Here is a 14,042-nt window from a genome sequence, read left to right as displayed (position 1 = left end):
CCCATTCAGTAAGGGTGTTAAAAATTTGTTTGCTAGCGAAAACTACAATTATAAACCGAGCACTCAGTGCTTGGCATCTCATAACGACATCTTACTTACCCCCTCCTTCTCGGAGGGTTTTTTTTGCCTATTTTTCAAGACTCTAAGTCATTTATTAGCTGGCATGTCGTTTCAATAAGTTCACGAGCAATCGTCCCTTTGGGGGCGACTGGCGGCATATCGTTAGGGTGGAACCAACGAGCGTCACTCAGCTCACTATAATCCGGCTTTAACGTGCCAGATTGATAATCGGCAAGAAATCCCATCATCATACTGGATGGAAACGCCCATGGCTGACTGCCAACGTAGCGAATGTTGGTCACCTCAATACCGGTTTCTTCTTTGACTTCGCGGGCAACACATTGCTCTAGGGTTTCTCCTACCTCCAAGAAGCCCGCAATGACGGTATACATACCATTACGATGCCTTGGATGTTGGGCAAGCAGCAGTTGGCTGTCTTTACGGACAGCAACGATGATGCATGGAAAAATTCTTGGATAATGCAATGTCCGACAATCACCACATTGCATGGCCAGTTGATTGTGATTGAGGTGATTACGGCCTCCACATTGGGGACAAAAGCGCATTGATTGGTTCATATGGCCATATTGAATGGCTTTGCTCATCAGCAAAAACAAGGGCTCAGGAAAATGCAAACAATCTCGCAGTGACGTTAGCACATAGTCGCAGCTCAAATCCGCTTCATTAAGCCACATCACTGGTATCCCTTTATAGACGCCCACTTCAGTGGCAAGCTCTAGAGGTAGATCTAATTCATGGCTGCTGCCTTTGGGTAATCTTCCGTCTAACAACCAAATGTCACTCCCAGACACAACACACCAGTAACAGTTATGCATAGGGTTGATGTCACCTTTATTTAACATTGTCCATCCTCTTCACTTGCAGTCAAACCATTTTACTGGCAATCTAAATTCATACCAGAGTTTGTAGTAAGGCAATTTTCTGGCTATAAATTCTAGTAAGGACAAGAGGTTGTATCTCTAGAACAGCTTTGTTACTACAAAGCGTAATGATCACCGGAGTGTGATCCGATCATGAGGGCATGGTCATGCTAAATAAACTAAAAAGAACACAAGAACAGTGGGGTGGCTCAAGTGAAGTCATTGACCATTGGCTAGAAACTCGACAATCACTGATTGTTGAATACTGTAAACTCGGTTCTCTCCAGCCCGTCAATGGGCACAGTAACGTGGCTGAACTCCCTTCTCCTAAGCAAATTAGCTCTTTTTGCGATCACGTTGTCGACTACATCTCCGAAGGCCATTTCAAAATTTACGACATGGTGATGGAAAAGTGGCAAGCTACCGGCTTTAAGACAAACAACGAGATTGATGCCGCCTACGCCAAGATTGTACTCACTACCGACCCACTTTTGGAATTCAACGACAAGTACGTTAATGTCAGCGCAGAAGATGAACTGCCTGACTTCGAAGCCGACATGTCCTCAGTTGGTGAAGTGTTAGAAATGCGTTTTGAGGTAGAAGACAGCTTAATTCAGTTGATCGCTGACAGCTTAGCCATCCCACCGGGCGCATAACCAGGAAAATAACTTGCCATCACGACGGGTTAACGTAAACACGTTGACCCCATGCTTTCCTCCAGGCACTGCTATCAGCAACAAAAGTCCCATGATATAGACACAAAAAAGGCACCCGAAGGTGCCTTTTGTCATTTCTTTATCTGCGATTACTCGTCAGATGAGAAACCTGCGTTAAGCAGTGCTGCAAGGTTGTCTGTCGCTTGTTCAGCTGAAGGACCTTCTTGCTCTTCTACACGCTTAGCTTGACGCTCTTGGTGGTATGCGAAACCTGTACCTGCTGGGATTAGACGACCAACAATTACGTTTTCTTTCAGACCACGTAGCTCATCACGCTTACCAGAAACCGCGGCTTCTGTTAGTACGCGAGTTGTCTCCTGGAACGATGCTGCAGAGATGAACGATTCAGTCGCTAGAGACGCCTTCGTGATACCTAGTAGTTCACGTTCGAAGCGTGCTGGCTCTTTGCCTTCTGCTTCTAGTTGACGGTTAGCAACTTTAACGTTCGCGTATTCAACCTGCTCACCTGCTAGGAACTCAGAATCACCAGCAAATGTGATTGTACACTTACGTAGCATCTGACGAACGATAGTCTCAATGTGCTTATCGTTAATCTTAACGCCTTGCAGACGGTATACTTCTTGAACTTCGTTCGCGATGTATTCAGTCACAGCGTGTACACCACGTAGACGTAGAATGTCATGTGGAGACTCTGGACCATCTGCAATTACATCACCACACTCAACTTTTTCACCTTCGAAAACGTTAAGCTGACGATGCTTAGGAATCATCTCTTCGTACGCTTCACCACTCTCTTGAGTGATAACTAGACGACGCTTACCTTTGGTCTCTTTACCGAAGCTAACAGTACCCGTCTTCTCAGCAAGAATCGCAGGCTCTTTTGGCTTACGTGCTTCGAATAGGTCCGCAACGCGTGGAAGACCACCGGTGATATCTTTGTTACCGCCAGACTTCTGAGGAATACGTGCAAGTGTATCACCCACACCTACTTCTGCGCCGTCTTCGATGTTCACGATCGCTTTACCAGGTAGGAAGTAGTGAGCTGGCATTTCAGTACCAGGAATCATTACGTCGTTGCCTGCTGCATCAACAAGTTTGATAGCTGGACGCATATCTTTACCTGCAGATGGACGAGCTGCTGCGTCAGTGACTTCGCTTGAAGATAGACCTGTTAGGTCATCTGTTTGGCGAGAAACTGTTACGCCATCGATCATGTCTACGAACTGGATGCGACCTGCCACTTCAGTGATGATTGGCATAGTGTGCGCTTCCCAGTTAGCTACTGTTTCACCAGCTTCAACTGCGTCGTTGTCGCCTTTAGTCAGTAGAGAACCGTAAGGCAGTTTGTGTTTCTCTTTCGTACGGCCGAACTCATCAATGATGGTTAGTTCAGATGCACGAGAAGTGATAACAAGCTTACCGTCTTTGTTCGTTACAAACTTCGCGTTGTGAAGTTTAACAGTACCTGTGTTCTTAGCTTGGATGCTGTTCTCTGCTGCTGCAGTAGATGCTGCACCACCGATGTGGAACGTACGCATCGTTAGCTGTGTACCTGGTTCACCGATAGACTGAGCAGCGATAACACCGACTGCTTCACCTTGGTTCACTAGGTGACCACGTGCTAGGTCACGGCCGTAACACTGTGCACAACAACCGAAGTCAGTGTCACATGTTACAACTGAGCGCACTTTCATGCTGTCTACAGAGTTCTCTTCCATGATCTGACACCACTTCTCATCAATTAGAGTATTACGTGGGATCAGAACATCTTCAGTACCTGGCTTAAGAACGTCTTCAGCAACTACACGACCAAGAGCAAGTTCAGTAAGAGCAACCTTAACATCACCACCCTCGATGTGAGGCATCATGTGAACGCCTTCGTGAGTGCCACAGTCGTGCTCTGTAACTACAACGTCTTGAGCAACGTCTACTAGACGACGAGTCAGGTAACCCGAGTTCGCTGTTTTCAGTGCCGTATCCGCAAGACCCTTACGAGCACCGTGCGTTGAGATAAAGTACTGAAGGACGTTTAGACCTTCTTTAAAGTTCGCAGTGATCGGCGTTTCGATGATTGAACCATCTGGACGCGCCATCAGACCACGCATACCTGCTAGCTGACGAATCTGAGCTGCAGAACCACGAGCACCCGAGTCAGCCATCATGTAGATGCTGTTGAATGACTCTTGCTGCTCTTCATCACCGTCGCGGTTAACAACAGTTTCAGAAGATAGGTTCTCCATCATCGCTTTCGCTACGCGATCGTTGGTCGATGCCCAAATATCGATCACTTTGTTGTAGCGCTCACCCGCAGTTACAAGACCAGATTGGTACTGCTCTTGAATTTCGCGAACTTCTGCTTCCGCTTCTTCGATCTCAGTGTACTTAGCTGCAGGTACAACCATGTCGTCGATACCAACAGAGACACCAGAAAGTGCCGCGTAAGCGAAACCTGTGTACATGATTTGGTCAGCGAAGATTACTGTGTCCTTAAGACCTAACTTACGGTACGCCTCGTTAAGTAGGTTAGAGATTTGCTTCTTACCTAGCTTTTGGTTAACGATGCTGTACGGAAGACCAGCTGGCACGATTTGCCATAGCATTGCACGACCGATAGTTGTATCAACTAGCTTAGTCTCTGTAGTGCTGTTGCCATCTTCGTCTTTAACAGTCTCAGTGATACGAACTTTAACGCGAGCGTGTAGCTCAGCAGTCTTAGTACGGTATGCCTTCTCAGCCTCAGCTGGGCTAGCAAGGTACATACCTTCGCCTTTCACGTTGATCTTGTCACGAGTCATGTAGTAAAGACCCAATACAACGTCCTGAGAAGGTACGATGATCGGATCACCTGACGCTGGCGACAGAATGTTGTTTGTCGACATCATCAGTGTACGAGCTTCAAGCTGTGCTTCTAGAGTTAGAGGCACGTGAACCGCCATTTGGTCACCATCGAAGTCGGCGTTGTATGCCGCACACACTAGTGGGTGTAGCTGGATCGCTTTACCTTCGATCAGTACTGGTTCGAACGCCTGAATACCTAGACGGTGAAGTGTAGGTGCACGGTTCAATAGTACTGGGTGTTCACGGATTACTTCGTCTAGGATATCCCAAACAACCGCTTCTTCACGCTCTACCATCTTCTTAGCCGCTTTGATTGTCGTCGCAAGACCACGAGTCTCTAGCTTGCTGTAGATAAATGGTTTGAATAGCTCAAGTGCCATCTTCTTAGGAAGACCACACTGGTGTAGACGAAGGTATGGACCTACTGTGATTACAGAACGGCCAGAGTAGTCTACACGCTTACCTAGAAGGTTCTGACGGAAACGACCTTGCTTACCCTTGATCATATCAGCAAGAGATTTCAGAGGACGTTTGTTCGAACCTGTGATCGCACGACCGCGACGACCGTTATCTAGAAGTGCATCAACAGACTCTTGCAGCATACGTTTTTCGTTACGTACGATGATGTCCGGAGCCGCTAGCTCTAGAAGACGCTTCAAACGGTTGTTACGGTTGATTACGCGACGGTATAGGTCGTTCAGATCAGAAGTCGCGAAGCGACCGCCGTCTAGTGGAACTAGAGGACGTAGATCTGGCGGAAGTACCGGAAGCACAGTTAGGATCATCCACTCTGGGTTGTTACCAGATTGAACGAACGCTTCAACTAGCTTCAGACGCTTAGTGATCTTCTTACGCTTAGTCTCTGAGTTAGTAGACTGAAGCTCTTCACGCATTTCTTCGATTTCAGCTGGAAGATCCATAGACGCAAGTAGGTCTTTGATCGCTTCCGCACCCATCTTAGCCGTGAATTCATCACCCCACTCTTCTAGACGATCCAGATACTCTTCTTCAGTAAGCATCTGAGATTTTTCTAGATCCGTCATACCTGGTTCAGTTACTACGTACATTTCGAAGTAAAGAACACGTTCGATATCACGTAGAGGGATATCCATTAGTAGACCGATACGAGACGGTAGTGATTTTAGGAACCAGATGTGAGCAACTGGTGATGCAAGCTCGATGTGGCCCATGCGGTCACGACGAACTTTAGTTTGTGTAACTTCAACGCCACACTTCTCACAGATAACGCCACGGTGTTTCAGACGCTTGTATTTGCCACAAAGACATTCGTAGTCTTTTACTGGACCAAAGATACGCGCACAGAACAGACCATCACGCTCAGGCTTGAACGTACGATAGTTGATCGTTTCAGGTTTTTTAACTTCACCGAAAGACCATGAACGGATCATGTCTGGTGAAGATAGACCGATTTTGATTGCATCAAATTCTTCGGTCTTATGCTGCGCTTTTAGAAAGTTTAATAAGTCTTTCACAATCAGCTCCTGTAAGGAGTTAAAAGGAGCTCACCCGCAAAAGTGAGCACCTTCTACCAAATAATCTCTTTTTCTATTTAGAAAGAAGGGATTACTCTTCGTCTTCTAGCTCGATGTTGATACCTAGCGAGCGAATCTCTTTCAACAATACGTTGAACGATTCAGGCATGCCAGGTTCCATGCTGTGGTTACCATCTACGATGTTCTTGTACATCTTAGTACGGCCGTTAACGTCATCCGACTTAACCGTTAGCATTTCTTGAAGCGTGTAAGCAGCACCGTATGCTTCTAGTGCCCATACTTCCATCTCACCGAAACGCTGACCACCGAACTGAGCTTTACCACCAAGTGGCTGCTGAGTTACTAGGCTGTACGAACCAGTTGAACGAGCGTGCATCTTGTCATCAACAAGGTGGTTCAGTTTCAGCATGTACATGTAACCAACAGTTACTGGACGCTCAAACTCGTCACCAGTGCGACCATCAAACAGCTTAAGCTGACCTGATTCTGGAAGATCACCCAGTTTCAGAAGCTCTTTGATTGATTGCTCAGAAGCACCGTCAAATACTGGAGTCGCGATCGGTAGACCACCACGTAGGTTCTTGATCAGCGTACGAACTTCATCATCAGATAGAGACGCTACGTCTACTTTCTGACGAGTTTCACCAAGATCGTAAACCTTCTGTAGGAAGTCACGGAACTTAGCAAGCTCTTGCTGCTCTTTCACCATCTGGTTGATCTTGTCACCGATACCTTTCGCTGCCAGACCTAAGTGTACTTCTAGGATCTGACCGATGTTCATACGCGATGGTACACCCAGTGGGTTTAGTACGATGTCAACCGGCTGACCTTTCTCATCGTAAGGCATGTCTTCAACAGGGTTGATCTTAGAGATTACACCCTTGTTACCGTGACGACCCGCCATCTTATCACCAGGCTGGATACGACGTTTAACCGCTAGGTAAACCTTAACGATCTTCAATACGCCAGGTGCTAGATCATCACCTTGTGTGATCTTACGACGCTTAGTTTCAAACTTCTTATCGAAGTCAGCTTTTAGCTCATCCCACTGCTCAGCAAGTTGCTCAAGCTGTGATTGTTGTGCATCGTCTTCAAGCGTTAGCTCTAGCCACTTCTTACGATCAATAGCGTCTAGTTTCGCTTCAGTGTAACCACCGTCGATGAGTACAGCTTTAACACGGTTTAGAAGGCCCCCCTCAAGAATCTGGAATTCTTCAGTAAGGTCTTTCTTCGCTTCTTTAAGCTGCATCTGTTCAATTTCAAGTGCACGTTTGTCTTTTTCAACACCGTCACGAGTAAATACTTGAACGTCGATGATCGTACCTGATACAGAGTTTGGTACGCGTAGAGACGTATCTTTAACGTCTGACGCTTTCTCACCGAAGATAGCACGTAGTAGCTTCTCTTCAGGCGTTAGCTGAGTTTCACCTTTAGGCGTTACTTTACCTACAAGGATGTCACCGCCTTTCACTTCCGCACCGATGTAAACGATACCTGACTCGTCTAGTTTAGACAGAGCAGACTCACCTACGTTTGGAATGTCAGCTGTGATTTCTTCAGCACCAAGCTTAGTATCACGCGCCACACAAGATAGCTCTTGGATGTGGATCGTAGTGAAACGGTCTTCTTGAACTACGCGCTCAGATACTAAGATCGAGTCTTCGAAGTTGTAACCATTCCAAGGCATGAATGCGATACGCATGTTCTGACCAAGCGCTAGCTCACCAAGGTCTGTTGAAGGACCATCAGCAAGAACGTCGCCACGTGCTACTGGTTCACCCGGCATCACACATGGACGCTGGTTGATACACGTGTTTTGGTTAGAACGAGTGTATTTAGTTAGGTTGTAGATATCGATACCCGCTTCACCAGGGATCAGCTCGTCTTCGTTAACTTTAACAACGATACGAGAAGCATCTACAGACTGGATTACACCACCACGTTTCGCTACCGCTGTAACACCAGAGTCAACGGCGATGTTACGCTCGATACCAGTACCAACGAGAGGCTTGTCAGCCTTAAGTGTTGGAACAGCCTGACGTTGCATGTTCGCACCCATCAATGCACGGTTCGCATCATCGTGTTCTAGGAACGGGATAAGCGATGCAGCGATAGATACAACCTGGTTAGTTGCAACGTCCATGTAGTCAACATGTTCGCGTGGGTGTAGGCCAGATTCACCTTTCTGACGAGCAGTGATTAGCTCTTCAGCAAATGTGCCTTCTTCAGTCAGAACCGTGTTCGCCTGAGCGATAACGTACTGACCTTCTTGAATAGCAGATAGGTAATCTACTTCGTCTGTTACTACGCCATCTACTACGCGACGGTATGGAGTCTCTAGGAAACCGTACTCGTTACAACGCGCAAACGCAGATAGAGAGTTGATCAGACCGATGTTTGGACCTTCAGGCGTTTCGATAGGACATAGACGACCGTAGTGTGTTACGTGTACGTCACGTACTTCGAAGCCAGCACGTTCACGAGTTAGACCGCCAGGACCCAATGCAGAGATACGACGCTTGTGCGTAACTTCTGATAACGGGTTGTTTTGGTCCATGAACTGAGACAGCTGTGAAGAGCCAAAGAATTCTTTAACCGCAGCAGAGATAGGCTTAGCGTTGATAAGATCTTGAGGCATGATTGCATCAAGGTCACCAAGGCTTAGACGCTCTTTAACAGCACGCTCAACACGTACTAGACCTACGCGGAATTGGTTTTCTGCCATTTCGCCAACGCTACGGATACGACGGTTACCTAGGTGGTCGATATCGTCCACTTCACCGATGCCGTTACGGATAGCGATAAGCTTCTTCATCACTTCAACGATATCTTGCTCGTCAAGTGTGCCTTGCTCTTGGGCATCTTCACGTTCGATAGAGCTGTTGAACTTCATACGACCAACAGTCGATAGATCATAACGCTCTTCAGAGAAGAATAGGCTTTCGAATAGTGCTTCAGCAGCTTCTTTCGTTGGTGGCTCGCCAGGGCGCATCATGCGGTAGATTTCTACCAGTGCAGAAATACGATCAACAGTGCTGTCGATACGTAGCGTTTCTGACATGAATGGACCGTGGTCTAGATCGTTCGTAAATAGAACTTCTAGTGCTTTATGGCCAGCTTGCGAAAGGTTCGCTAGTGCTTCAAGACTGATCTCTTGGTTTGCACCAACAATGATCTCGCCAGTCGCTTCGTTGATGTAATCTTTCGATGCAACTTTGCCTACGATGTACTCAACAGGTACTTCGATATGATCAACGCCATCTTTTTCAAGCTGACGGATGTGGCGTGCAGTTACACGACGACCAGTTTCAACGTAAACTTTGCCGTTTGCTTCGATATCGAATGACGCAGTTTCACCACGTAGACGATCAGGAACAAGCTCCATAAGTAGAGTTTGATCTTTAACTTCGAAGTTCACCTTCTCAAAGAAGATGTCCAGGATCTCTTCTGTCGTCTTACCTAGTGCGCGAAGAATGATAGATGCTGGTAGCTTACGACGGCGGTCGATACGTACGTATAGGTTATCCTTAGGATCAAACTCGAAATCAAGCCATGAACCACGGTAAGGAATAACACGTGCGTTATAAAGAACTTTACCTGATGAGTGGGTCTTACCCTTATCGCTGTCGAAGAATACGCCAGGGCTTCTGTGCAGCTGGGATACGATAACCCTCTCGGTACCATTGATTACGAAGGTACCATTGTCTGTCATAAGCGGAATTTCGCCCATGTAGACTTCTTGTTCTTTAATATCTTTTACAGTACCTGCTGGCGCGTCTTTATCAAAGATAACTAGGCGTAGTTTAACGCGTAGAGGTTTTGAATAAGTTACGCCGCGGATTTGACATTCTTTAACATCAAAAACTGGCTCACCAAGACGGTAGCTAACGTATTGCAGCTCGGAATTGCCGTTGTAGCTCTGAATTGGAAATACAGAACGGAAAGCAGCTTCAAGACCGTATTGACCTTCAGGATCCTGTTCGATGAATTTTTCGAACGAATCGAGCTGGATCGATAGCAGGTATGGAATGTCCAAAACTTGTGGACGAGTACCAAAGTCCTTACGGATGCGCTTTTTCTCGGTATAAGAGTAAACCATGGGGTTCCTCAGCTCGCTGATAAGTGACCCAAACTGTCTCCAATCGTTATGAGACAGTGACTGAACAACTGTTTAACTGTAGTGACATTTCGTTAAGAGATAATGAAATGTTTTTTGCTTGGAGGTAGGCGCCTAAACAGCGGAAAAATCACCTAACCCCTACAGCGCAAAAAGGCCGGTGGTTATAAAACCACCAGCCATAGCCGTTAGGCTAAGAAGCTTAAGTAATAATTACTTAACAACAACAGTTGCGCCAGCTTCTTCTAGCTGAGCTTTAAGAGCTTCAGCTTCGTCTTTCTCGATGCCTTCTTTAAGAGGTGCTGGAGCACCGTCTACTAGAGCTTTAGCTTCTTTAAGACCTAGGCCAGTTGCGCCACGTACTGCTTTGATTACAGCAACTTTGTTACCGCCAGCAGATTCTAGGATTACGTCGAATTCAGTTTGCTCAGCAGCAGCTTCGCCTGCAGCAGCGCCGCCAGCTACAACAGCAGCAGCAGCAGAAACACCGAATTTCTCTTCCATTGCTTCGATTAGTTCAACAACTTGCATTACAGACATTTCTGCAACTGCGTCTAGGATTTGCTCGTTAGTGATAGACATAACAATTCTCTTTTAAATCAACAATAAGTTTAAATAGCAACCAGTGAAAAGCAAGGCTTAAGCAGCAGCTTCTTCTTTTTGGTCGCGTAGTGCAGCGATAGTACGTACCAGCTTGCCTGCAGAAGCTTCTTTCATGCACATCATTAGGCGTGCGATAGCTTCGTCGTAAGTTGGTAGTGTCGCTAGTACTTCAGCGTCAGTTAGCGCGCCTTCAAATGCAGCAGCTTTGATCTCGAAGTCTTTGTTCTCTTTAGCGAAGTCTTTGAAAAGACGCGCTGCAGCACCTGGGTGCTCGTTAGAGAATGCGATTAGAGTAGGACCAGTAAATGTCTCAGTTAGACATTCGTAGTCTGTACCTGCAACCGCACGACGCATAAGCGTGTTACGAACAACACGTACGTAAACACCAGCTTCACGAGCTTGTTTACGTAGTGAAGTCATAGCGCCTACTTCTACGCCACGAGAATCAGCTACAACTGCAGAAAGTGCACCACTGGCAGCTTCGTTGACTTCAGCAACAATTGCTTTTTTGTCTTGAAGGTTTAAAGCCATCTTGGATTTACTCCTGGTTGTCGTTACACCGCTCACTATCATCACGACAGTGAGAGTTATTTAGGTGCTTCCCAGAAGAAAGTTAACTATTTACATAGAGCTTTCTGTCAGTTCGGGCACCATCTACGTAGGAAATATTAAGTTTAAACTTGTAAAACAAATTCAAACACCTACGGTCTTGGACGGAGACTGGGTCATAATTCAGACTAAATTCAAAAAGAATTTAATGAACCAAAGTTCAGCCCCAACCACAAATATTAGGCGCAGAATTATACACTAATTTTGCGCCTAAGCAAATTTATTAGCTTGCTTGAGTGTTCAGGCTACCCTGATCAACAGCAACACCAGCACCCATTGTAGTAGAGATGCTTACTTTCTTCAGGAAAGTACCTTTCGCTGAAGATGGCTTAGCTTTCTTCAGAGCAACTAGAAGAGCTTCTAGGTTCTCTTTGATCTGCTCAGCAGAGAAGTTTGCTTTACCGATAGTAGTGTGGATGATGCCGTTTTTGTCGTTACGGTAACGAACCTGACCAGCTTTAGCGTTCTTAACCGCTTCAGCAACGTTAGGAGTTACAGTACCAACTTTAGGGTTTGGCATTAGACCGCGAGGACCTAGGATAGTACCTAGTTGACCTACAACGCGCATTGCATCTGGAGAAGCAACAACTACGTCGAAGTTCATTTCGCCTTTCTTCACTTGCTCAGCAAGATCTTCCATACCAACGATGTCTGCGCCAGCTTCTTTAGCTGCTTCAGCGTTTGCACCTTGAGTGAACACTGCAACGCGGATTTCGCGGCCAGTACCGTGAGGTAGTACAGTTGCACCACGTACGTTCTGGTCAGATTTACGAGCATCGATGCCTAGGTTAACAGCAACGTCTACAGACTCAACGAATTTAGCAGTCGCTAGTTCTTGAAGAAGAGCTACAGCTTCGTTGATTTCGTATTCTTTAGTTACGTCAACTTTTTCGCGGATTACGCGCATGCGCTTAGTTAGTTTAGCCATCTTATTAACCCTCTACCACTAGGCCCATTGAACGAGCAGTACCAGCGATTGAACGCTTCATTGCTTCGATGTCAGCACCAGTCATATCAGCAGCTTTAGTTTCTGCGATTTCTTGGATTTGAGCGTCAGTTACAGTACCCACTTTTTCAGTGTTTGGACGGCCTGAACCAGACTTAACGCCAGCAGCTTTCTTAAGAAGAACAGCAGCAGGTGGAGTCTTAGTTACGAACGTGAAAGAACGGTCGTTGTATACTGTGATAACAACTGGAGTAGGTAGACCTTTCTCGATAGATTCTGTTTTCGCGTTGAACGCTTTACAGAATTCCATGATGTTAACACCGTGTTGACCTAGTGCAGGACCAACTGGTGGACTTGGGTTCGCCATACCAGCTGCAACTTGTAGCTTGATGTAAGCTTCAACTTTCTTAGCCATGATAATTCCTAAGTTTTGGGTTCAAACGCCAATCGACTGATCAGCTCCCCGTTTACGTAAAATTCTTTTTACTTCATCAGAAGTAAAAAGGCGCGAAATTATAGTCATAATTCGCGCCTTATACAACCCTAAAAAGGTCGTTATTTAATCAAGTTTTTCAACCTGACCAAATTCAAGCTCAACTGGTGTTGCACGACCAAAGATCGACACAGACACTTTCAGGCGGCTCTTCTCGTAATCCACTTCTTCAACAGTACCGTTGAAGTCAGCAAATGGACCATCTGTAACACGTACCACTTCACCCGCTTCGTACATAGTACGTGGACGAGGAGCTTCACTCGCTTTCTCAAGACGGTTAAGAATAGCGTCAGCTTCTTTATCAGTGATAGGAGCTGGACGGTCAGAGGTACCACCAATGAAGCCCATGACACGCGGCACACTGCGTACTAGGTGCCATGATTCATCGTTCATGATCATCTGAACTAGGACGTAACCTGGGAAGAATTTACGCTCAGATTTACGACGTTGACCTGCGCGCATTTCCACTACTTCTTCAGTAGGGACTAAAACTTCACCAAATAGCTCTTCCATGCTATGCATTTTGATATGCTCGCGAAGAGATTGAGCTACACGACCTTCAAATCCAGAGAAGGCTTGAACCACATACCAGCGTTTTTTTGGAGCTTCACTCATGTATAAAAACCCTCTATACCCCAGTCGCTAAAGCGACAAGACGAACCATAATGCCGTCAATGCCCCATAGCGCTAGAGCCATTACAATACTTACAGCTAAAACGATCAAAGTTGTTTGCATAGTTTCTTGACGCGTTGGCCAAACCACTTTGCGAACTTCCATACGAGATTCTTTAGCAAAATCGATCGCAGCTTTACCTTTAGTTGTTGTAGCAGCAACACCTAGTGCCGCAGCAATAAGTACAACAACGCCTGCAGCGCGAACCACTACAGACATTTCACCATACAGGTAATTACCCACAACAGCGGCAGCTAGCAGAGCAAAAGTGACAATCCACTTGAAGATATCTGCGCCATTTGAGCTATCAGGAGTTTCAGCATTATTAGCTTTCATAAAACCAACCTGTCACAAGTCTTAATATAGACGAAAACAACCCCGCTGTTGCAGGGCAAATCCATGAAACGACAATCGTAATCGATTGACGTACTCTTTTCATTGATCGAGACATAACATCACGACCAAAAAATCCTGCTTAATGCTTGCTTGGACAAGAAATCGGCAAACATTATATTTAGTGCAGAAAAAGGGCATCAAATGATGCCCTTTTTGCTACTGGTTCGTCAAATCTTATTCAAAGATTTTTCCGAAGACTTCAGCTATTCGTAAAGAATTAGTCGAAGATCTTAGC

Annotated in this window: 10 protein-coding genes; 1 reads left to right on the top strand and 9 read right to left on the bottom strand. The window is 46.0% G+C overall.

Translation table 11 applies throughout. From position 1 onward, the window contains the following. Nucleotides 1-134: 134 nt before the first annotated feature. Nucleotides 135-923: an NAD(+) diphosphatase gene (nudC, locus tag RJ47_RS12790; protein ID WP_039484237.1), complete on the bottom strand. Its 789-nt coding sequence runs from the start codon at nucleotides 921-923 to the stop codon at nucleotides 135-137. A gap of 179 nt (nucleotides 924-1,102) precedes the next feature. Here nudC and RJ47_RS12785 point away from each other — a divergent pair, with 179 nt between their 5' ends. Beyond that, the gene (locus RJ47_RS12785; protein WP_039484236.1) at nucleotides 1,103-1,597 is read left to right on the top strand and encodes an Rsd/AlgQ family anti-sigma factor; all 495 of its coding nucleotides are present in this window, start codon (nucleotides 1,103-1,105) and stop codon (nucleotides 1,595-1,597) included. 149 nt (nucleotides 1,598-1,746) lie between these two features. Here the strand turns inward: RJ47_RS12785 and rpoC are convergent, their stop codons facing one another. The 8 genes from rpoC to secE form a co-directional block, all read right to left on the bottom strand. Continuing rightward, nucleotides 1,747-5,949, bottom strand: coding sequence for a DNA-directed RNA polymerase subunit beta' (rpoC, locus tag RJ47_RS12780; RefSeq protein WP_005476288.1), 4,203 nt, complete (start codon nucleotides 5,947-5,949; stop codon nucleotides 1,747-1,749). A gap of 91 nt (nucleotides 5,950-6,040) precedes the next feature. After that, a complete protein-coding gene (rpoB, locus tag RJ47_RS12775; RefSeq protein ID WP_038140685.1) occupies nucleotides 6,041-10,069 on the bottom strand; it encodes a DNA-directed RNA polymerase subunit beta in 4,029 nt (1,342 codons plus the stop codon). A 231-nt stretch (nucleotides 10,070-10,300) separates the two neighbouring features. Next, a complete protein-coding gene (rplL, locus tag RJ47_RS12770; RefSeq protein WP_005476299.1) occupies nucleotides 10,301-10,669 on the bottom strand; it encodes a 50S ribosomal protein L7/L12 in 369 nt (122 codons plus the stop codon). A gap of 57 nt (nucleotides 10,670-10,726) precedes the next feature. Further along, on the bottom strand, nucleotides 10,727-11,221 hold the full coding sequence (gene rplJ, locus RJ47_RS12765) for a 50S ribosomal protein L10 (RefSeq protein ID WP_005476296.1): 495 nt from the start codon (nucleotides 11,219-11,221) through the stop codon (nucleotides 10,727-10,729). A gap of 301 nt (nucleotides 11,222-11,522) precedes the next feature. Then, a complete protein-coding gene (rplA, locus tag RJ47_RS12760) occupies nucleotides 11,523-12,227 on the bottom strand; it encodes a 50S ribosomal protein L1 (protein ID WP_038140688.1) in 705 nt (234 codons plus the stop codon). A 4-nt stretch (nucleotides 12,228-12,231) separates the two neighbouring features. Continuing rightward, nucleotides 12,232-12,660 carry a 50S ribosomal protein L11 gene (rplK, locus tag RJ47_RS12755; protein ID WP_008078231.1) on the bottom strand — a complete coding sequence of 143 codons (429 nt, stop codon included), beginning with the start codon at nucleotides 12,658-12,660 and terminating at the stop codon, nucleotides 12,232-12,234. Nucleotides 12,661-12,804: 144 nt separating this feature from the next. Further along, nucleotides 12,805-13,353, bottom strand: coding sequence for a transcription termination/antitermination protein NusG (gene nusG, locus RJ47_RS12750; protein ID WP_008078233.1), 549 nt, complete (start codon nucleotides 13,351-13,353; stop codon nucleotides 12,805-12,807). Between the two features lie 13 nt (nucleotides 13,354-13,366). Further along, complete coding sequence (gene secE, locus RJ47_RS12745) at nucleotides 13,367-13,747, bottom strand: preprotein translocase subunit SecE (RefSeq protein ID WP_038140692.1); 381 nt, start codon at nucleotides 13,745-13,747, stop codon at nucleotides 13,367-13,369. Between the last annotated feature and the right edge of the window lie 295 nt (nucleotides 13,748-14,042).

This window comes from Vibrio sinaloensis, assembly GCF_000808535.1.
Lineage (GTDB): Bacteria > Pseudomonadota > Gammaproteobacteria > Enterobacterales > Vibrionaceae > Vibrio > Vibrio sinaloensis_D.
Note: the sequence above shows the minus strand (reverse complement) of the source record. Positions and strands in the feature narration are given on the sequence as shown.